Source organism: Rhodococcus sp. NPDC060086 (assembly GCF_042730275.1).
Classification (GTDB): Bacteria; Actinomycetota; Actinomycetes; order Mycobacteriales; family Mycobacteriaceae; genus Rhodococcus.
Genome location: NZ_JBHWWZ010000015.1, coordinates 51968 through 72570, shown reverse-complemented (window position 1 = coordinate 72570; position 20603 = coordinate 51968). Strand labels below are relative to the sequence as shown.

The window sequence follows — 20603 nt, the reverse complement described above, 5'->3', positions numbered from 1 at the left end:
GAGGTCGCGGCCGCAGTGCGCGGCGACTGGCTGTGTGGTCGGACCACGTGGTCAGACCACAGGGGAAGCTACATCATGATGCGGGTCACAATCGAGTCCGGAGGCGAAATCGGAAGAATTCGAAATCCCGTGACGGGCCCCACGGTCATCGGCTAGGGTGTGGTCAGACCACATAAACCGATGCGGAGTTCCCATGCGAGTTGCGCTGTTCGCCACGTGTCTGGGCGACACGTTGTTTCCGGATGCAGTCAAGTCCACCGCCCTCCTGCTCGCGAGGCTCGGACACGAGGTCGTCTTCCCCGAAAGGCAGACGTGCTGTGGGCAGATGCACATCAACACCGGTTACCAGCCCGACGCGCTGCCACTCGTCGAGAACTACGCCGACGCGTTCGGCGACACCGGTATCGACGCAGTCGTCGCGCCATCCGGCTCCTGCGTCGGATCGGTGCGGCATCAGCACGAGATCGTCGCGTCGCGCTACGGAAGCGCGAGCCTCTGCGGGCGTGTGGACACGGTCAAGGCCAAGACGTACGAGCTGTCGGAGTTCCTCGTCGACGTCCTCGGCGTCACAGATGTCGGTGCCTACTTCCCGCACCGGGTGACGTACCACCCCACATGTCACTCGCTGCGGATGCTCCGCGTCGGCGACAAACCCCTCCAGCTCCTGCGCGAGGTCCGTGGGATCGACCTCGTCGAACTTCCCGAGGCCGACTCGTGCTGCGGCTTCGGCGGCACCTTCGCGCTCAAGAACGCCGAGACCTCCACCGCGATGCTCGCCGACAAGATCCGCAACGTCTCGGCCACGGGCGCCGAGTTCTGCAGCGCGAGCGACTCGTCGTGCCTGATGCATATCGGCGGCGGAATGTCGCGGTTGCAGACCGGAACGCGGACGGTCCACCTCGCCGAGATACTCTGCGCCACCGAGTCGACGGCGGTGCCGGCATGACATCCACCGAACTCGGCCTCCCCTCGATCCCGCCGCGCGGGTTCGGGAATCTCCGCGGTACCGAAACCTTCCCGGCCGCGGCACATCACGAACTTGCCAACGGGCAACTGCGCCGCAACATCGGCAAGGCGACCCGCACCATCCGTGCCAAGCGACTCGACGTCACCGGCGAGATACCCGACTGGGAACAGCTGCGCGACGCAGGTGCCGCTGTGAAAACCGATGTACTGAACCGGCTTCCCGAGTTGCTCGAGCAACTCGAAGCTGCGGTGATCGCACGCGGCGGGGTCGTGCACTGGGCCACGGACGCCGCCGAAGCCAACGCCATCGTGACGCGGCTCGTCCGCGAGACCGGATCCGACGAGGTCATCAAGGTCAAATCGATGGCCACGCAAGAAATCGGGCTCAACGAACACCTCGAAGACGAGGGGATCCACGCATACGAGACCGACCTCGCCGAGCTCATCGTCCAGCTCGGACACGACAAGCCGTCACACATCCTGGTCCCGGCCATCCACCGGAACCGCACCGAGATCCGCGAGATATTTCTGCGCGAGATGGCCGGCGTGGACCCGAACCTCGACGACGATCCCGCACATCTTGCCGAAGCGGCACGCAAGTTCCTGCGCCGGAAGTTCATGACGGTTCCGGTCGCGGTGTCGGGGGCGAACTTCGGGATCGCGGAGACCGGCACGCTCGCTGTCGTGGAGTCCGAAGGCAACGGCCGCATGTGCCTGACTCTGCCCGACACACTGATCACCGTCATGGGTATCGAGAAGCTGCTGCCTTCGTATCGCGATCTCGAAGTGTTCCTGCAGTTGCTGCCCCGGTCGTCCACGGGTGAGCGGATGAATCCCTACACCTCCATGTGGACGGGTGTTACTCCCGGCGACGGACCGCAGAACTTCCACCTCGTGCTCCTCGACAACGGCCGCACCGCCGCGCTCGCCGACCGCGTGGGACGCGAAGCACTGCACTGCATCCGGTGCTCGGCGTGCCTGAACGTGTGCCCCGTGTACGAGCGCACCGGCGGGCATGCCTATGGCTCTACTTACCCCGGCCCGATCGGTGCGGTGCTCAGCCCCCAATTGGCCGGCATGAGCGAACCCGGCGACCCCAACGCGACCCTGCCGTTCGCGTCGAGTCTGTGCGGAGCCTGCTACGACGCCTGCCCGGTGAAGATCGACATCCCGTCGCTCCTGGTCGAACTGCGGCACCAAAAGGTCGAACATGCCAAGTTCGGACCTGAGGCCGCACTGATGAAGGCCGCTTCAGTGGCGATGTCGTCATCTGCGCGCTGGACCGCGGCACAGAAGGCCGCCGGAGCGTTGCGGATCGTTGCAGGTAAGAAGGGCAAGATCTCCAACCTCCCCGGCCCACTCGCGGGATGGACGGCGGCCCGCGACATCCCGGCTCCTCCGAAACAGACCTTCCGGCAATGGTGGCAGTCCGACGAGGGCGCCGCGGCGATCGCACAGGCGCGCCAGAACGGAGAGACGCAATGACGTCGCGCGAGACGATCCTGGGGCGCATCCGCGATGCCGGGGTGCTGGCGCCACCGACGCCCGTGGACATTCCACGCGAGTACCGCACCGGGCGAGTGCTTCCCGACGCTGAGCGCTACGAGTTGTTCGTAGATCGCCTCGTCGACTACAAGGCTCATGTGCATCGCAGCACCGTCGAGGAACTCCCCGCCACGATCGCGCGTGTGCTATCCGAACGAGGTGTCGGCCGTGTGGGGATACCTGCGGGACTGGATGCCTCGTGGCTATCGGAATTCGACGGTGAGATTGTCGTCGACAGCCCCGACGTTCCGGCGCCGGAACTGGGAAATCTCGACGGTGTCGTGACCGCATCGACGGTGTCGTGTGCGGAAACCGGCACGATCTTCCTCGACGGCAGCCCCGACCAGGGACGACGGGCCCTGACGCTGGTGCCCGACCTGCACGTGTGTGTCGTGTCGATGAGCAGCGTCGAGGTGGGGGTACCGGAGGCGCTGGCCAGGTTGGCCCCGGAACGGCCGACGACGATGATCAGCGGTCCGTCGGCGACATCCGACATCGAACTCGAACGTGTCGAGGGGGTGCACGGCCCGCGGGCCCTCGACGTCGTGATCGTCTGACGGGAGGGCCGGCCGCAGCACTGCGGTCAGGAACGATCGATCCGTAGGCGCAGTAGCTCGACGCCGTCGCCGTCCAGTTCGTCGAGCACCGCGGTTCCGTCGATGGTTTGAACGTGTTGCCGAGGGGGAGCTTCTGGGGCTGTCAGCGCACTGGACCGTCCACGGCTTCGTCAGTCGTTACCGTACTCAGGTTCCCAGTAGTCTCCGACATCCGTCCTGGCCTCGAAATCTGCTGGCAACCCCAGGGCCTCGATGAGTTCGTATGAGTCGAGAACGAGGTGGCATTCGCTACAGCTGAAATAGTCAGCGCCGACGGTCAGGTCCACCCAGGCGTCGTAGTCATCTTCCGAGATCTGTTCGTAGTGTGTTTTGGCACTATCCACGTCCTCGCCCTCTAAGAGCCCCACTCCGCTGCACGCCGGGCAAGTCGCCGATCTCGAGTATCTCAGCTCAACGGTCAAAGACTTAGTGCGCCTTACCCATTCATCCGCTTCCGTTGCTCGCATCTGTCCGGATTTGAACTGCGCCAGTCGCTGACGCGCACGCTCGACGAGCATCTCAGCTCGGTGTTCGATGTTCTTCTTGTTTCGGGCCAGGTGTCCCTCGACCTTTGACTCGTACTCGGCACCGACAAATTCATCCATGTCCTCGTCGCAAGCATGGACGAGGATGCGCGCCTGGGCCCAGTATCGCGGCCACCACGCGTCGGGCGGTATGGGAGCGAAGGACGCCGCCGCACCGTGCAGGTACTCGTTGCGAGCGTTGGCAATTGCCTGGGCTTCTTTCTCGCTGAATGGCTTGAAGGCTTTCGCGCAGCGCGAGAACAGCGTCCTCGCCTGTATCGATGTGAACCGTGCCTCTCCCTGAACGAGCCCGCTGGCGACGAGCAGGTTGTGACCGTCTTCGTTCGGGACCGCGATCAACAGCGGGGACACTCGTGCAAGGGCTGACTTTGCCAGCAACTCAAGCGCCAGCGATGCCCACAGCGCTCGTTCGTCGAAGTCTCGCGGTTCATCGTCATCCAGTGCATGGTTGATGAACAACTTGGCCTTGAGCCAGAGGGCATCGGGGTTCCACGGAGCTGTCATTCGCCTCTCCCAAATCTGAATGCCACTCGGCGCAGGACACGACCTTTGTCATCCGCTGACAACTGGGCACGAGCATGCAAGGTGATCCGGTTGTCGATCAGAAGCACCTCCTGGCATGAATCCCATGCGTGGGCATGGGCGTCATTCAGCGCGTCATCGAAGAACCCGGCGACACGCCGTGCTCGTCGGTCGCAGGGCGTCATACATCCGGGGTCGTATCGGATTTGGCCGTGGCTCACGGCGACCGCGTGAACCCTCTGGCTGCCGGACGACACCAGGAACACGCCGTGCCGCAGTGCGGACCAGGGAACTGCCTGACTGAGTCGCGCCGTGGTGTTGGCGGCGGTCCAGAGGCGGGTCGCAGTCCGGTTGGGTGTTTGGGCCTGGAGTACCACGATCTCCGGAGGAAGGGGTAGATGCGCCCCGTCGGTGTGGAGCGGCTGAGCTCCCAGTCCGTACTGGGCGCTGAGCGACCTGGGATGTGCCTTGCGTGCTGGCGCGGGGTACAGCTCGAACATGGGCTCGTCGCCGATTCGGGCAGGAACCTCGTGCCATCCCAGCGAGCGCGCAACCCCCCTCAATTCCTGCAGGTCAGCCCTCGCTGTGACCCATCCATTCACCGCGGCCTCGGCCGCCAACTCATTCAGCGCCAGGCTCATCTCCTTGCCTGACTTTCCGGGGTAGCGAAGAACAGTGAGACGTCGATGTCCGGTTGACCGGTCGGGGGCAGCAGGAACGGCTGGCCGGGACGGATTCCCACAGCAGCTTCTCGGGCATCGATGGTGGGCGCGTACTCGAGCGCCACCGGGGAGGTCAGCGTCTGGCGGCTACGCCGCGCATAGGACATCCGCCATGCGTGTGTCCCTCCGCGCTGTTCCACAGCAACACACACTGCCACAACACACCAACATTTTACGGAAGGCCGGATCTGCCCACCATCGCCAGCGTGAGTGCCTCGCCCGAACCACGCACGTCAGGCCCGTCGCCTCGCTCCCACTGCAGGTCGGTCGCGACGAGGCGGAGTTCTCGGACGTAGCGCCGGGTTCGGGCGAACAGGTCCGGGTGATCGAGCACGAGCCGGAGCCGGTCGGGGTCGATCGTCCGCGGAAGACCCAGAGGCCTCAGGACATTCACGACTCGGCGTCGGCCACGCCCGACGTCACGGTCAGCCGTTCTTCAGCTGCCACTCCGCGAGATCGATTGTGCTCGAAATTGATTCGATGAGAAAAGTGAGTCTCTCCTCGGGGCCTGGCGCGCTGAGTATCGCGTAGCGATCGGCCTCGCCCATCGGGATGTGCCGAGCAAGAGCGAACATGCGGGCGCCGGGATCATCCGGAAGATCGTCCGGTGGGGGCGTCGCACGACCCTCGGTGAGCTTGTCGAGCAGACCGTAGAGCCGGCCCAGATGCACGGTGAGTTCGCTCAGGTCGACGGGGCCGGAGTCCGTGTCGGGCCATGGCTCGACCTCCGCCCGCGGGTACGGATCGTCGGGCAGCCACTCGAGAATTCGGATGCGTTCTTCGGCAAGGCATTCCAGGGTGTGTCGTCCGCCGCTGAGTTCGGTGTCGACCATGATACGGGCGACGGTGCCCACGTCGGTGCGCTGTTCACCACCGCCCACCTCGTGCCCGCGGGAGATGAGCACGACACCGAATCGCGGGCCGTCGGGTGACGCCATACAGTCGCGGACCAGTTCCTGATACCTCGGCTCGAACACCCGCAGGGGGAGGTGGTCTCCGGGAAGCAGTGCTGTACCCAGTGGAAACATGGGGAGAATCGGCATCAGGGCATCCTCAACCGCGGTGTCGGAGGTTCGGGGATCGGCTCGCCGCGTTCGATCTCGGTGAGCAGATGGTCGGCCCACGCGGAGAGCCCGTCGATGTCGAGGCCGTGTGGTGGTTCGTCCTCGTAGTGACGTATTCGCGCCTGCCCCTGTTTCAGCACTGACGTCGCGCCCTTCTGATTACCGCGCAGCAGATGGGTGAGGCCGACGGAGAGTTGGGCGAGTCCCTGCCACAGGGGGCGTTCCTCGGGTTCGCACGTCTTCCAGACCGCCTCGAACACCTCGTGGGCGTGGAAGGGATACCCGTGGTCGAGGAGCCGTTGACCTTCGGTGATCGCTTCGTCCGGGTCGAACTGTGCGTCCTCCTGGATTCCCTCGACCCCCTCTTCGCCGTAGGGGAGGGGGCGGCCCAATGCGTCGCGAGGTCGCGCGTTCTGGGGTTTCCCCTCCGGGGTGCGGTCCCGATCAGACATGTACTCAGGTTAGACGACGTGTCGGCTTGGGGAAGGTAGCCGCGAGGACGTTGGCTTCCCACATCAGCAATTGCAGCCGCGGGAAACGAATCCGCGCGCGAGTACGCGTCGACCTCGAACCACTGGGCTGCGTCACGCGCGGTGAGGCGCCAGGATCGGCAACAGCCTTTCTCTAGCGAAGGAGGCCAGATCCTCCCTTGCCTGCAAGGGGACCAGTGCCTGGGGGGTGAGGACGACGGAGTGCGCCACCCGCACGACGACTTCTGCACGGCCGACGAGATCGTCGACAGGTGGCAGAAGGCCGGACCTGACTGCATCGTCGAGAATCGCCACCGCGGCGTGTATAGCGGTGGTCAGAAGTGTGCCGCCCTCTGTGGTCAGCCGGGGGAGTGCGCTGTCCGTCTCGAGGGACAGCATCCGGTTCCACACCGGGTGCTCGCGCATCCGCGTGACGGTGGTCGCGAACACGTCACCGACGAGTTCGTCGATCGTCCCAGCCGCCTCCGCACTGGCGACGACCTCGTCGATCAGGCGGGCGGCGCTGCGCGCCGTGACGGCCTGCGCTATCTCGTCGCGGCTGCCGATGCGCCGGTAAACGGTCACCCGCCCCACTCCGGCGCGTCGTGCGATGTCGTTGACGGTTGTCAGTCGTACCCCGACCTCACTGAACTGCGCCTCGGCCGCGTCGAGGATCGACTCGATCTCGGGCGGATTGGTCGCGCTGATCGCCGGTGGCGATACGGCAGTGGAGGGTTGTTCGGCTGGCATCGGTCCAGGTTATCCGGTTTCCAGAAGAAACATTGAAACATCTCATGTACATATGTATCTTCTCTGTATCGAATGGTTACACGTACCGACCGAGGAGACAAAGCATGCCGTCACATCACGGCGCTCCGACGCCCTATACCGAGGAAGCACTGGCGATCAACGCCCGTAATGTGCGCTTCGACTGGTCTGGGGTGCCACTGCAGTACGTCCCCGGCGACTCGTACGCCACACAGTTCTGGAACGTCATGCACCTCGTGCTCCCCGAGGGGGAACGTGCCATGGCCGACGTCTTCGGCCAGTCCCTGGCCTACATCGACGACCCGCGCCTGCACGAAGAGGTCGTCGGGTTCGTCGGCCAGGAGGCCACCCACGCGACCTCACACGAGAGCTTCCGCAAGTACCTCATCGCCCACGACGTCGACATCGCCCCCGTGCTGGACCGCATCGGATACATCGTCGACCAGATCTTCGGCGACCACGGCCTCGAGGGCCGCGCGGGACGGATCTGGCTGCGCGAACGCCTCGGCGTCTACGCCGCAGCCGAGCACTTCACCGCCGTCGTCGGCGAGTGGCTCATCGACAATGCCCCGTTCGACCGGCGCGGCGTCGACCCGACGATGCTCGATCTCCTGCGGTGGCACGGCGCAGAGGAGATGGAACACCGCAACGTCGCCTACGACGCGTTCCAGTACGTCGACGGCAGCTACGCGCGCCGCGTACGCACCGCGTTCATTGCGTTCGCGGGTCTGGCGATCCTGTGGTTCAGCACCACCGCTTACCTGTACCGCATCGACACCACCGAAACCCGGCGACTGTCCTGGCCGCGCGCCTACCGGCGCTCGGCGAAGGCGTCGATGATCCCGACCCTGACCTTCCTCGCGAAGCAGATCCCGCCGTACCTGAAGCGCGACTTCCATCCCTCGCGGATGGGTGACATCGACAAGGCCGTCCGCTACCTCGCGCAGTCGCCCGCAGCCCGGGAGGCCGCGGCATGAGCACCGTCACCACACCGTCGCCGTTCCTCGGCGCGGTGATGCACGCGACCCGCGCCTACTCGAAGCTGTTCAGCGAGAGCAGGTTCGCGCCGATCCTGTCGCGGCCCGCCCCCGTGCGGCATACCGACTACGACCGGCTGCTCCACGTCGAGACCCGCACGGTCGAAGCAGACGGAGTCGTCTCCCTGACACTGGCCGCGCTCGACGGTCGGCCACTGCCCGCCTGGATTCCCGGCGCGCATCTCGACGTCTTCCTGCCGTCGGGACTGCAGCGCCAGTACTCGTTGTGTGGAGACCCCTCGGATCGAGGCCGCTATCGCATCGCTGTGCGGCGCGTCGACGACGGCGTCGGATCCGCTGAGATCCACGATGAGGTCGGCGAAGGCGACACATTTCGAATACGTGGTCCCCGCAATGCCTTTCCGATTGCCGCCGCGCCGTCCTACCTCTTCGTCGCCGCAGGCATCGGGATCACCCCGATCCTGCCGATGATTCGAGCCGCTGCTGCCGCCGACATCCCGTGGAAGCTGATCTACCTCGGCCGTTCCCGCGACACCATGCCGTTCCAGGGTGAACTGTCGGCACTCCCCGGTGGCGACGTCCTGATCCGGCCCGACGACGAAGTCGGCATCACTCCGATCACCGAGATCCTCGGCCACGCCCGGCCGACCGGCGCCATCTACCTGTGCGGTCCGTCGCCCCTCATCAAGGACGCATACCAGCAGGCCCCTCTCGTGGCACGGACCTGCTCGCTGCACACCGAACGATTCAGCCCGCCGCCCGTCGTCGGAGGAGAACCGTTCGTACTGCGTCTCGCACGGACCGGGACCACCGTCGACGTCGCAGCGGACGAGACCGCCCTCTCGGCACTTCGGCATGCCGTCCCGTCCGCGACCTATTCATGCCGGCAAGGCTTCTGCGGAAGCTGCAAGGTGCGTGTGCTGTCCGGCGACGTCGACCACCGCGACACGCGTCTCCTCGACGAGGAGCGCGCAGAATCGATGCTCCCGTGCGTGTCGCGCGCTGCCGGATCCACACTCGAAATCGACCTGTGAAACGAGTCGGACCATGACTGACACACACCTGCGCGTCGCCATCATCGGTGCAGGATTCGGCGGTCTGGGGACCGCAATCAGACTCCAGCAGGACGGAATCCACGACTTCGCGGTCTTCGAACGCGCGGAGACCCTCGGCGGAACCTGGCAGGCCAACACCTACCCGGGCGCCCAATGCGACATACCGTCGATCCTCTACTCGTTCTCGTTCGCGCCCAAACCCGACTGGAGCAGGCTCTACCCGCTGCAGGAAGAAATTCAGCAGTACCTCGAGGACTGCGCCGACAAGCACCACCTCCGCCCCCACCTGCATCTGGGGACCGAGGTGGTCGAGGCAGCCTGGAACGACGCGGCGAAGCACTGGCGCGTGGAGACCGATCGCGGGACGTACACCGCCGACATCCTCGTCGCCGCCATGGGCCCGTTCAGCGAACCTTCCGTGCCGAACCTTCCCGGCCTCGACTCGTTCGACGGTGCCACCTACCATTCGGCCGACTGGAACCACGAGCACGACGTCGCCGGGCGGCGCGTCGCGGTGGTCGGCACCGGAGCATCTGCCGTGCAGTTCATTCCGCGCCTGCAACCGCAGGTTGAGCACATGACGGTGTTCCAGCGGACCCCCACCTGGATCCTTCCGCACCCCGACCGTCCGGTCGCTCCCCGTGTGCAGCGACTCTTCGCGAAAGTGCCGGCCACTCAGCGTGCCGCCCGCAAGGCCCTGGATCTCGTCCAGGAAGCCCTCGTGCCCGGGCTCGTCTACCGCCCCGGATTGCTCAGCGGCGCTGCTGCACTCGGACGGTGGCACCTGCGCCGCCAGGTACAAAATCCCGAACTCGTCGACAAGCTCACGCCCACCTACGCTTTCGGGTGCAAGCGTCCGACCTTCTCCAACAAGTACTATCCGGCGCTGGCGGCGCAGAACGTCGACGTGGTCACCTCGGGCATCGATCATGTGGAACACGACGCAGTGGTGACTACCGACGGTGTCCGGCACGAGGTCGACACCATCGTGTTCGGCACCGGTTTCAAGCTCACAGGCAACAGCGGCTTCTCGCGACTGCGCGGGCGCGACGGCCGGCTGTTGGCGGAGCAGTGGGCGGGCGGGGAGATGACCGCCTATCTGGGAACCACCATCGAGAACTTCCCCAACCTGTTCATGCTCCTCGGCCCGAACTCCGTTGTCTACACCTCGCAGGTCGTGACCATCGAAACGCAGATCGACTATCTGATGGCAGGACTCGACGCGATGCACTCCCACGGCATCGACAGTGTCGAGGTGCGCGCCGAGGTACAGCAGGACTTCGTGGAGGACACCGATCGGCGACTCGCGGGGTCGGTGTGGAACTCCGGCGGGTGCAGCAGTTACTACCTGAGCCCCTCGGGCCGTAACTTCACGTTCTGGCCGGGGTTCAACGCATCGTTCCGTCGACGGATGTCGAGGTTCGACCTCGCCGATTACCGGCTCGGGAAGGTTCTCGACCCTCCCGCGCGTGCCGTATTGGAGGAGGCGTCGATATGACACGTTCTCTGAACCTCGCTGGAAGGGTCGCTCTCGTGACCGGCGCTGCCCAGGGCATCGGATTATCCATGGTCCGCGAACTTCTCGGGCGCGGCGCCCGCGTGGTGCTCGTCGACCGCGACGAGATCACGCTGAAGAAGGCCGCCGAGACGCTCGATGCGAACGCGACCCTCGTCGCGGTCGCCGACGTCACCGATCGCGACGCGATGGCCGAGGTGGTCGCTCGCTCTTCGGCCCAGTTCGGGCCGATCGACGTGGTGATCGCCAATGCCGGTATCACCCCACCGCCCGCGACGATCCGCACCTCGAACCTTGCCGACTTCGACCGCGTGATGGCGGTCAACCTCACCGGTGTCCTGAACACCATCCACCCGACCCTCGAGGGCATCGTCGCACGCAGTGGCCATATCGTCGTCGTCGCGTCGGCCGCTGCGTTCAGTCCGGGCCTCGGTGGCTCCGCGTACATGTCGAGCAAGGCCGCCGTCGAACAGGTCGGGCGCGCGTTGCGTCTCGAACTCGCCCACACCCCCGCGACCGTCACCGTGGCGTACTACGGCTTCGTCGACACCGAACTCGCCCGCAATACCCTCGATCGCGATCCACTGGGAGCACGTGTCGGCGAGTTGCTTCCGTGGCCGATGAACCGGCGGGTCAGCGCGGAGCATGCCGCCGCCGTGACCGTCCGCGCGATCGAACGGCGGGCGCCTCGCGTCGTCACCCCGAGGCTGTGGAGTGCGTACTCGGCCCTGCGCGGGATCGTCAACCCGGTGATCGACGAGTGGATCGTGCGAAATCGCACGGTGCACACCCTCATCGGAGACCTCGAGCGGCGCGAGTCGCTCGACCGGTGAACGCGCGGGAAGGCGTCGGAAAAATGTGAGTCGTTGTTCTATCGACTTCCTTACGGAATGGTATACGGTATGGGTGTCCGGGCACGTGCGGATCAGCGCGGTCCAGTGCTCCACCCATAGCTTCATCGCCATAACCAACCGGTATCCGGAGGTAGCATGAGCAACGTCTCCACTGCGTCGACTCGGCCGTACCACTCGCTGGACATCTCCGCATCGTCGTTCTGGGACCTGGACTTCCTCGAGCGCGAGAAAACCTTCGCGCAGCTGCGCGCACTCGACGGGCTCACGTGGCATCGCCCCACGGAATCGCTTTTCCCGCACGAGGAGAAGGGGTACTGGGCCGTCACTCGTCACGCCCGATATCCGTTATGTGAGTGCCCATCCCGAACTGTTCTGCTCCTCGGCGGGCATCAGCATGGACCCGATGCCCGCCGAGATCCAGAAGGGCATCAGCTTCTTCCTCACCATGGATCCCCCGGAACACACTCGCTATCGGCGTTTGATCAGCATGGCGTTCACGCCCAAGCAGGTGCGCACGATCGAAGAGCAGATCATTGCGAACTGCAAGGAGATCGTCGACGAGTTCCTCAGCGATCTCGACTCGGGCGAACCCGTCGACTTCGTTCAGTCGGTGTCCAAGAAGCTGCCGATGCGGACCGTGTCGCAGATGATCGGGATCGATCCGGCCAACCACGAAGCGGTCGCATACGCAGCGGAAGCGCTGTTCAGCACCAGCGACGACGAATACGCGAACATTGAAGAGCGCGCAACGCACATGATGGCCCAGCTCGGCGTGCTCACGCAGGTCGGAGTCGAACTCGCCCAGAAGCGCAGAGCCGACCCGCAGGACGACCTGATGACCAACATCGTGCAGGCCGAAGTCGACGGTCACCGACTCACCGACGACGAGGCCGGATCGTTCATGGTCCTCCTGGCCTCTGCAGGCAACGACACCACCAAGCAGGCGACCTCGCACGCATTCAAGGCGCTGACCGACAATCCCGAGAAGATCTCGTGGCTGCTCGAAGACTGGGACGAGCGCGGTCCGGACGCCGTCGACGAGTTCGTCAGGTGGTCGACCCCGGTGATCGAGTTCGCGCGTCACGCGGTGGTCGACACCGAGGTCGCGGGCACCCAGGTCGAGGCCGGCGAGAAGCTCGTACTGTTCTACTGCTCCGGCAACTTCGATGCCGATGTCTTCGACCGTCCACTCGAGTTCGATGTGGGGCGAACACCCAATCCGCACGTCGGCTTCGGTGGTGGCGGGCCGCATTTCTGTCTCGGCAAACAGTTGGCCGTCCTGGAACTGAAGCACCTGTTCCGTGAGCTTCTGACGCGGCTCCCGAAGGTCGAGGTATCCGACCCCGAATACGTACACAGCGATTTCGTTCACGGCATCAAGAGGATGTCGGTCAGAAAGCTCTGACCCCCTTCAGCGATCTACTTCCTCAACCGGGGTGGGGCACTGCCACCCCCTGATCATGCGAGGTTCCGTTCATGCGAGGTTCAACCGTGCCGCAACCCGTCATCGTCGGTGCGGTCCGCACCCCGATCGCGCGTTCGTTCAAAGGTTCTCTGGTCAACACATCGGCGGAGGAACTGGCCACGGCCATCCTCCCGGAAGTGATCCGCCGCTCTCGGCTCGATGTTGCGGACATCGACGACATCATCCTGGCCGAAGCCAACTACGGCGGCGGCGACCTCGCCCGGTACGCCGCGGTTGCCGCAGGGCTGGAAGGTGTTCCGGGGCAGGCCGTCAACCGTCACTGCGCGGGCAGCCTGACCGCGATAGGAAACGCCTCCGCGCAGATCGTTTCCGGTATGGAGCGTGCCCTCATAGCCGGGGGCGTCCAGTCGCTCTCGACCGGTCCGCTGATGAAATGGCGTGTCCCCACTCCCGGCGGTACCGAATTCAGGGAACCCTGGATCCCGCCGAGCCATCCCGAGACCCCCGATGCTCCGACCATGGACATGGCGATCACCGTCGGCTGGAACACCGCGAAGGCCGTCGGCATCTCCCGCGAGGACATGGATGCGTGGGCCGCGCGATCACATCAGCGTGCCGTTGCCGCAATCGATGCCGGGAAGTTCGTCGACGAGATCATGCCGCTCAAAGTTGCCGGTGCCGACGGTTCGCTCATCGATTTCAGTGTGGACGAGCATCCGCGTCGCGACACCACGGTCGAGCGTCTTGCGGGACTTCGCGTCCTGCATCCGGAGATCGAAGGGTTCTCGGTGACCGCGGGCAACAGCAGCGGAATCAACGACGCTGCAGCTGCTGTTGCTCTTGCGAGCAGCGACCACGCCCGCGACAGGGGACTGACGGTCCTCGGCACCGTGAAAGCGTGGGCGGCGTCCGCGGTACCGCCGCGCGACTGCGGGCTCGGGGCGCTCGCGGTGATCGGCAAGGTACTCGACCGCGCCGGGCTCGCCGTGTCCGACGTCGACCTGTGGGAGATCAACGAGGCGTTCGCGTCCGTCCCGATCGCTGCGTGTCGCGAGTTCGGTATCGACGAAGACATCGTGAATGTGTCCGGAAGCGGTTGCAGCCTCGGTCATCCCATCTCGGCGTCGGGTGCACGCATGGTGACGACGATGGTCTACGAACTGGCACGCCGCGGCGGAGGAATCGGCGTCGCAGCGATGTGCGCCGGTGGCGGCCAGGGCGGCGCCGTGGTGTTCGAAGTCGAAGGCTGAGAGGAGCCGGAATGTCCGACGAAGTACTGCTCGAGCGCCGAGGGCGCATCCTGATCATCACGATCAATCGGCCGGAGGCGCGTAATGCTGTGAACCTGGCCGTCAGTCAGCAGCTCGCCGACGCAATGGACGAGCTCGACGACAGCGCGGATCTTTCCGTCGGCATCCTGCAGGGGGCAGGTGGGAACTTCAGTGCGGGAATGGATCTGAAGGCCTTCGCTGCCGGTGAGATCGTCGCGATCGAGGGGCGCGGACTCGGGTTCACCGAGAAGCCGCCGAAGAAGCCGCTGATCGCGGCCGTCGAAGGAAACGCCTTGGCGGGAGGAACCGAGATCGTCCTCGCCACCGATCTCGTCGTCGCGTCGAAGGACGCGAAGTTCGGTCTGCCGGAGGTCAAGCGCGGCCTCGTCGCAGGCGGTGGCGGACTCCTCCGGCTGCCCGACAGAATCCCGTACCAGAAGGCTGTCGAGCTGGCGTTGACCGGCGACACGTTCAGCGCGGAGGAAGGCGCCGGCTACGGGTTCGTCAACGTGGTCGCGGAACCGGGACAGGCTCTGGACGAGGCGATTCGCCTGGCCGAGCGCATCACCGAGAACGGCCCGTTGGCCGTTGCCGCAACCAAGCAGATCCTTGCCGAGTCGCGGGGCTGGTCGGACGAGGAGAAGTGGAAGAAGCAACTCGACCTCCTCATCCCGGTCTTCATGTCGAAGGATGCCGCCGAGGGTGCGAAGGCCTTCGCGGAGAAGCGGAAGCCGAACTGGACCGGTAGCTGAATCCCGGAACGAACCAACCGATCACGCAGGAGGGGAACACATGTCTTTCGAAGGTGAAGTCGTACTGGTCACCGGTGGTGCCGGGGGTCTGGGGGCGGCGACCGTGCGGAAGCTGCACGCAGAGGGGGCGTCGGTGGTGATCGCCGACATCGCCGACGAGCAGGCGCAGAAGTTGGCCGACGAACTCGGCAACAAGGCCGTGTACGTACGGACCGACGTGCTCGACGACGACTCCGTGGAGGCGACGCTGGCGAAGGCCGACGAGCTGGGCACACTCAGGTACGCGGTCATCGCCCACGGCGGTATCGGGGTGCTGGAGAAGGTGGTCAATCGTGACGGCACCCCGCATTCGCGCAAAGGGTTCACCGACACGATTTCGCTCTACCTCACGGGCACGTACAACGTGCTTCGCCTGGCGGCAGCCAAGATCGCGAAGCTGGAGCCCAAACCGAACGGTGAACGGGGCGCCATTGTCATGACCAGCTCCATCGCCGGGTTCGAAGGGCAGATGGGGCAGTCCGCGTACTCGGCGGCGAAGGCCGGTGTCATCGGTCTGACCTTGACCGGTGCCCGTGATCTGAGCTCGGTCGGTATCCGCCTCAACTCCATCGCACCGGGCACCATGCGCACGCCGCTGCTCGAGCTGATCGGCGAAGAAGGGCTCGAGAAGTTCGCCAAGAACATCCCGTTCCCGAAGCGTCTCGGCACACCCGACGAGTACGCGTTCCTTGCCCAGCACCTGCTGGAGAACTCGTACATCAACGGTGAGGTCGTGCGTCTCGACGGAGCGCAGCGGTTCCAGACTCGCTGAGCCGAGATCTGCGAAAGGGAGTTTCCACCCGCCGGGCGGGGGGAAACTCCCTTCGACGTTCTGGAGCTATCGCTATTCGGTCCCGAGGGACGCGGCCTGTGCTCGCGCCCACCGGTAGTCGGCCTTGCCGACGGGGCTTCGCTGAATCGCTTCGGTGAAGATCACCGACTTCGGAAGTTTGTACCGTGCAACCGACTTCGCTGCATGGTCCACCAGCTCGTCTGCGTCCACTTCATGGCCCGGGAGTAGTTGAACGATCGCGACGACTGCCTCACCCCACGTGTCGCTCGGGCGTCCGGCGACGAGAACGTCGGCAACGGCGGGGTGCGAGCTGATCGCCATCTCCACTTCTTCGACGAAGATCTTCTCGCCACCGGAGTTGATGGTCACCGAGTCGCGGCCGAGCAGATGGATCGATCCATCGTCGAGTCGTTGCGCTCGATCTCCGGGCAGGACGAATCGCTCGCCACCGACCACGGGAAATGTTGCGGCGGTCTTCTTTGCGTCACCCTTGTAGCCGAGCGGGACGTGTCCGCGTTGTGCGAGCCACCCCAGGTCGTCGTGCCCAGGCGCGGCGAGTCCGTCGAGATCCTCGGTGAGGACGCAGGTGTTCGACCCGGGAGTGAATCGTCCGGTCGACACAGAACCTGCGCTCGAGACGTGGGTCATCTGCGTTCCGGACTCCGAGGAACCGACACCGTCGATCACCACGGAGCCTGGTACGAGGTCGAGGAGGCGCTGCTTGACCGTGGGTGACAGGATCGCACCGCCGTTCGCCAGGATCGACAGCGACGACAGGTCGGCATCGGTCTTTTCGAACTCGGCGGCGAGCGGCCGGGCGATGGCGTCGCCGACCATCATCAACGCGGTGGGACGCTCTGCCTCGATCGTCTGTGCCACTGCCGCCGGATCCAATCGGTCGACCACCGGTGAGTACACCAGGGTCTGCCCGGTGAGGATGCCGGTCAGTGACGCCCACTGAGCGGCGCCGTGGATCAGGGGGGGAAGCACGAACATCGTGAATCCGGAATTGTCGGCTGCGGTGGACGCGACTTGGTCGGGTGAGGCGATGCACTCGCCGGTGTAGACGTTTCGACCGCCGCAGGACGCCATGTAGATATCGTGCTGGCGCCACAGCACGCCCTTGGGCATACCGGTGGTTCCGCCGGTGTAGAGGATGTAGAGATCGTCCGGTGACTGTGCGGCAGGCGCTGGGTCCGGGGACGTTTCGGCCAGCACGGTTTCGTAGTCCACCGCGCCGGGAAGCAGAGCGTTGCCCGAATCGTCGGCGATCTGGATCAGCACTTCGACGTGGGGAAGCGCCGGCAGAACCTGCGCCAGCTGCGGTGCGAATGCCGCGTTGTAGACGATGGCGCTCGCCTCCGCGTCGGCGAGCAGGTATTCGAGTTCCTTCTCCACGTAGCGATAGTTGACGTTGAACGGCGCAACGCGAGCGCGGAAAGCACCGAGCATCGACTCGAGGTACTCGTTGCCGTTGTAGGCGTAGATCCCGAGGGTGTCCTGACCGATCTCGTGTCCGTCGAGCCGGTCGCGTTCGGTGTGGGCGCCGAGCCCACGGGAAGTCAGGTAGGCGGCGAGCCGGCGTGATCGATCTGCCAGCATGGCCTGCGTGATCCGCCGATCGCGGAAGACGACGACTTCTCTGTCTGGGATGGACGACGCGACAGCGTCCACGAGTTCCGGGATGGTGAACTCCCGGGTGACTGTCGGGGGCTGGGCGGTGAGATCGGTCAAGGTGACTCCTGTGGGATCAGCTAACCCGTCACATGAACTATTCGACAAACTGTAATGTATACGGCAACCCCTGCGATAGGGTTCGGGCCTGGCAATGCACAGTCGAATGGGGGATGACGATGAGCACGGTCGAGAACCTCGGCGTCACAACACCGAACGGAACCGGTGAGGAATTGTCGCGGATCCTCGAACTGCAGCGACGAGCGTTCCTCGCCGACGGATTCCCCTCAGTAGAGACGAGGCGTCACCGCATCGACCGACTCGTCGCGCTCATGCTCGACAACGCCGATGCACTCGTCGACGCACTGGTCCGGGATTTCGGCAGCAAATCCAGGACCGGCACGATGTCGATGGAATTCGTCGGCATCATCGACGCGATCGAGCACACCCGTGCACACGTGGCGAAGTGGATGAGAACCACGCCGCTGATGCGTGCGGGCAGACTGGCAGGGCTGCGGGCCGAGGTGGTGCCGTCGCCACTCGGGGTGGTCGGGATCATCGGTCCCTGGAACTTCCCGCTGCATCTGGTGATCATGCCCGCGGCGGCGGCGTTCGCGGCGGGAAATCGGGTGATGATCAAGATGTCCGAGATCACCCCTGCAACATCCGACCTGTTCGCCTCCCTCGCTCCGAAGTACTTCGACGAGTCGGAACTGGCGGTCGTGACCGGGGGAGCCGACGTGGGTGCCGCCTTCTCGGCTCTCCCGCTCGACCATCTGTTCTTCACCGGTTCGCCAGGTGTCGGGAAGCGAATCCAGGCTGCGGCTGCGCAGAACCTGGTGCCCGTGACGCTCGAACTCGGCGGGAAGAATCCCGCTGTGGTGGGGCCACGCGCAAATATCGAGCGGGCTGCCGAACGAGTGGCTCTCGGGCGCATGGTCAACGGCGGTCAGGTCTGCGTCTGTCCCGACTACGTAATGGTGCAGGAGAGTGAGGTCGAAAAGTTCTCCGCCGCAGTGCTGTCCGCGTGGCGCAAGCGATTCCCCACCATGGTGGCCAACTCTGAATATCCCTCGAGTGTCAATGTCGCGAACTACGACCGAGTGGTGGGCTTGATCGACGATGCACGTTCCCTCGGTGCGCACGTGCAGTCGGTCGCACCCAGCGGTGAGCGGCTTCCCGATCCGGAGACGCGAAAGGTTCCCCCCACTCTCGTATCGAATGTCTCCGACGATATGCGCATCGCGCAGGAGGAGGTCTTCGGCCCGGTGCTCACGCTCGTCACTTATCGCGACCTCGCTGATGTTGTCGACTACGTGAACGCGCGCCCCTCGCCGCTGGTTGCCTACTGGTTCGGTCCGGACGACGACGACTTCCGCCGGTTCGTTCGCAGCACTCGCACCGGTGGGGTGGCGCGAAACGAGTTCGGAATTCACATGCTTCCGGCTGCCGCGCCGTTCGGTGGAGTGGGCAACAGCGGCATGGGCGCCTACCACGGCAAGGCGGGATTCGACACGTTCAGTCATCACCGATCTGTCGTGGGCACCGATCTTCCCTTCATGCTCGCGACATCGAGCGCTGTCCCGCCGTTCGGGCGGGTGCCTCGTTTGATCGTGGATCTGACGATGCGTCGCGCTCGCCGACGGACCGCCCGCCGACTGCGGGGCTAGATACTGTATGGACAACAGTAAGTATGTGGCCTAGTGTTCGACGTGAGGAAATCTGCGCGTCCGCCGTGTACTGAAACTTCGACCGGAGGTGAACGACGATGACCGTCGTGCCCGAGAACTCCACCCGCAGCGACGAAGTCGTGTACGATCGGCCCGTCGACTGCGACAATCACTACTACGAGAAGGTCGACGCCTTCACTCGGTACCTTGAGCCGGCGTTCAAGGACCGCGGTGTCGAAGTGATCACACGCGGCAAGCACACCGAATTGCTCGCCGGGGGAAAGCTTCTCGAATTCGTTCCGAATCCGACCTTCGATCCCGTGATCGTCCCCGGCGCTCTGGATCTGTTGTTCCGCGGGCAGATTCCGGAAGGAGTCGACCCACGAAGCCTGATGAAAGTCGAGCCGCTCAACCCCGCGTACCAGGATCACGACATCCGACTCGACATGATCGAGCAGCAGGAAATGTCGGGGGTAATCCTCCTTCCGACGCTCGCGTGCGGCGTCGAAGAGGCGCTCAAAGAGGACATTCCGGCAACGATGGCGAGTGTCACCGCATTCAACAGATGGCTGGACGAAGACTGGGGATACAACTACAAGGGCCGCATCTTCTCGGCGCCGATGCTGGCGCTGGCCGATCCCGATGAAGCAGTCGCAGAGATCGACCGACTCCTCGAACGCGACGTCAAGCTCGTCTACATCCGTCCCGCACCGGTGCCTGCCGGGCACGGCACCTCCAAGTCGCTCGGCGACATGATGTACGACAAGGTGTGGGCGAAGCTGGAAGAATCCGACATCCCCGTCGCGTTTCATCTCAGCGACAGCGGATACAACGGCTCGATCGCCCGTGCCTGGGGTGCGCCGGCACGGTTCGTGCCCTTCAAGACGTCCAACCCGCTCGCGAATATCGTCGTCTCCGATCGTGCAATCCACGACACGATGGCGAGCCTGATCCTCGGCGGCGTGTTCACGCGCCACCCGAAGCTGCGTGTCGCCAGCATCGAGAACGGATCGGACTGGGTGCAGCTGCTGGTCAAACGCCTGAAGAAGCAGGCGAACCAGACTCCGTGGGCGTTCGCCGAGTCGCCCGTCGACACGATCCGCAGGCACCTGTGGGTGGCGCCGTACTACGAGGACGACGTTCGGGCGCTGGCCGATCTCGTCGGATCCGATCGCGTCCTGTTCGGCTCCGATTGGCCGCACGGCGAAGGTCTCGAGAAGCCCACGGATTTCATCAAGGAACTGGGCGATTTCGACGAGGGTGAGAAAGACCGGATCATGCGTACCAACGTGCTGGACTACCTGGGCATCACGTCCGGACGCTGAATGCCGCGTGGGTGCACTCGGCCCACCAGGCG

The 20603-nt window shown here is 64.8% G+C and carries 19 protein-coding genes and 1 pseudogene; 13 read left to right on the top strand and 7 right to left on the bottom strand.

The features are described from left to right. The first annotated feature begins 193 nt into the window (after window positions 1-193). Genes ACFWB0_RS11695 through ACFWB0_RS11685 form a run of 3 tightly spaced genes read left to right on the top strand, consistent with a single transcriptional unit; the run spans window position 194 to window position 3068 of the window. Window positions 194-946, top strand: coding sequence for a (Fe-S)-binding protein (locus tag ACFWB0_RS11695; RefSeq protein ID WP_378490602.1), 753 nt, complete (start codon window positions 194-196; stop codon window positions 944-946). Continuing rightward, window positions 943-2451 (top strand): LutB/LldF family L-lactate oxidation iron-sulfur protein, encoded by a 1509-nt coding sequence (locus ACFWB0_RS11690; RefSeq protein WP_378490601.1) that lies wholly within the window; start codon window positions 943-945, stop codon window positions 2449-2451. The genes ACFWB0_RS11695 and ACFWB0_RS11690 overlap by 4 nt, the downstream gene beginning before the upstream one ends. Continuing rightward, window positions 2448-3068 (top strand): lactate utilization protein C, encoded by a 621-nt coding sequence (locus tag ACFWB0_RS11685; protein WP_378490600.1) that lies wholly within the window; start codon window positions 2448-2450, stop codon window positions 3066-3068. Before ACFWB0_RS11690 ends, ACFWB0_RS11685 begins: the two co-directional genes overlap by 4 nt. A gap of 170 nt (window positions 3069-3238) precedes the next feature. On the opposite strand, the gene ACFWB0_RS11680 is transcribed toward ACFWB0_RS11685, so the two are convergent. From ACFWB0_RS11680 to ACFWB0_RS11655, 6 genes are all read right to left on the bottom strand, one after another. Continuing rightward, window positions 3239-4156 carry a hypothetical protein gene (locus ACFWB0_RS11680; RefSeq protein WP_378490599.1) on the bottom strand — a complete coding sequence of 306 codons (918 nt, stop codon included), beginning with the start codon at window positions 4154-4156 and terminating at the stop codon, window positions 3239-3241. Window positions 4157-4811: 655 nt separating this feature from the next. Further along, the gene (locus tag ACFWB0_RS11675) at window positions 4812-5003 is read right to left on the bottom strand and encodes a hypothetical protein (RefSeq protein ID WP_378490598.1); all 192 of its coding nucleotides are present in this window, start codon (window positions 5001-5003) and stop codon (window positions 4812-4814) included. A 65-nt stretch (window positions 5004-5068) separates the two neighbouring features. Continuing rightward, window positions 5069-5290, bottom strand: a complete 222-nt coding sequence (locus ACFWB0_RS11670; protein WP_378490597.1) for a hypothetical protein — start codon at window positions 5288-5290, stop codon at window positions 5069-5071. Window positions 5291-5321: 31 nt separating this feature from the next. Further along, entirely contained in the window at window positions 5322-5939 is a 618-nt protein-coding gene (locus tag ACFWB0_RS11665; protein ID WP_378490596.1) for an LON peptidase substrate-binding domain-containing protein, read from the bottom strand. Continuing rightward, window positions 5939-6412, bottom strand: a complete 474-nt coding sequence (locus tag ACFWB0_RS11660) for a DUF309 domain-containing protein (protein WP_378490595.1) — start codon at window positions 6410-6412, stop codon at window positions 5939-5941. The genes ACFWB0_RS11665 and ACFWB0_RS11660 overlap by 1 nt, the downstream gene beginning before the upstream one ends. Before the next feature lie 132 nt (window positions 6413-6544). Further along, window positions 6545-7180: a TetR/AcrR family transcriptional regulator gene (locus ACFWB0_RS11655; protein WP_378490594.1), complete on the bottom strand. Its 636-nt coding sequence runs from the start codon at window positions 7178-7180 to the stop codon at window positions 6545-6547. Between the two features lie 104 nt (window positions 7181-7284). Here ACFWB0_RS11655 and ACFWB0_RS11650 point away from each other — a divergent pair, with 104 nt between their 5' ends. From ACFWB0_RS11650 to ACFWB0_RS11615, 8 genes and pseudogenes are all read left to right on the top strand, one after another. After that, window positions 7285-8175, top strand: a complete 891-nt coding sequence (locus ACFWB0_RS11650) for a metal-dependent hydrolase (RefSeq protein WP_378490593.1) — start codon at window positions 7285-7287, stop codon at window positions 8173-8175. Continuing rightward, entirely contained in the window at window positions 8172-9230 is a 1059-nt protein-coding gene (locus tag ACFWB0_RS11645) for a PDR/VanB family oxidoreductase (protein ID WP_378490592.1), read from the top strand. The genes ACFWB0_RS11650 and ACFWB0_RS11645 overlap by 4 nt, the downstream gene beginning before the upstream one ends. Before the next feature lie 13 nt (window positions 9231-9243). Then, window positions 9244-10749 carry a flavin-containing monooxygenase gene (locus ACFWB0_RS11640; protein ID WP_378490591.1) on the top strand — a complete coding sequence of 502 codons (1506 nt, stop codon included), beginning with the start codon at window positions 9244-9246 and terminating at the stop codon, window positions 10747-10749. Then, complete coding sequence (locus tag ACFWB0_RS11635) at window positions 10746-11600, top strand: short-chain dehydrogenase/reductase (RefSeq protein ID WP_378490590.1); 855 nt, start codon at window positions 10746-10748, stop codon at window positions 11598-11600. Before ACFWB0_RS11640 ends, ACFWB0_RS11635 begins: the two co-directional genes overlap by 4 nt. A gap of 156 nt (window positions 11601-11756) precedes the next feature. Further along, a pseudogene (locus ACFWB0_RS11630) lies at window positions 11757-13026 on the top strand (cytochrome P450). A gap of 86 nt (window positions 13027-13112) precedes the next feature. Next, window positions 13113-14297: a thiolase family protein gene (locus ACFWB0_RS11625; protein WP_378490632.1), complete on the top strand. Its 1185-nt coding sequence runs from the start codon at window positions 13113-13115 to the stop codon at window positions 14295-14297. A gap of 11 nt (window positions 14298-14308) precedes the next feature. Continuing rightward, on the top strand, window positions 14309-15070 hold the full coding sequence (locus tag ACFWB0_RS11620; RefSeq protein ID WP_378490589.1) for a crotonase/enoyl-CoA hydratase family protein: 762 nt from the start codon (window positions 14309-14311) through the stop codon (window positions 15068-15070). Window positions 15071-15110: 40 nt separating this feature from the next. Next, window positions 15111-15881: an SDR family NAD(P)-dependent oxidoreductase gene (locus tag ACFWB0_RS11615; protein ID WP_378490588.1), complete on the top strand. Its 771-nt coding sequence runs from the start codon at window positions 15111-15113 to the stop codon at window positions 15879-15881. A gap of 72 nt (window positions 15882-15953) precedes the next feature. Here the strand turns inward: ACFWB0_RS11615 and ACFWB0_RS11610 are convergent, their stop codons facing one another. After that, window positions 15954-17636, bottom strand: coding sequence for an acyl-CoA synthetase (locus ACFWB0_RS11610; protein ID WP_378490587.1), 1683 nt, complete (start codon window positions 17634-17636; stop codon window positions 15954-15956). A gap of 119 nt (window positions 17637-17755) precedes the next feature. On the opposite strand from ACFWB0_RS11610, the gene ACFWB0_RS11605 reads away from it, so the two are divergent. Next, window positions 17756-19246, top strand: coding sequence for an aldehyde dehydrogenase family protein (locus ACFWB0_RS11605; protein ID WP_378490586.1), 1491 nt, complete (start codon window positions 17756-17758; stop codon window positions 19244-19246). Window positions 19247-19344: 98 nt separating this feature from the next. Continuing rightward, window positions 19345-20571, top strand: a complete 1227-nt coding sequence (locus ACFWB0_RS11600) for an amidohydrolase family protein (protein ID WP_378490585.1) — start codon at window positions 19345-19347, stop codon at window positions 20569-20571. The last annotated feature ends 32 nt before the right edge of the window (window positions 20572-20603 follow it).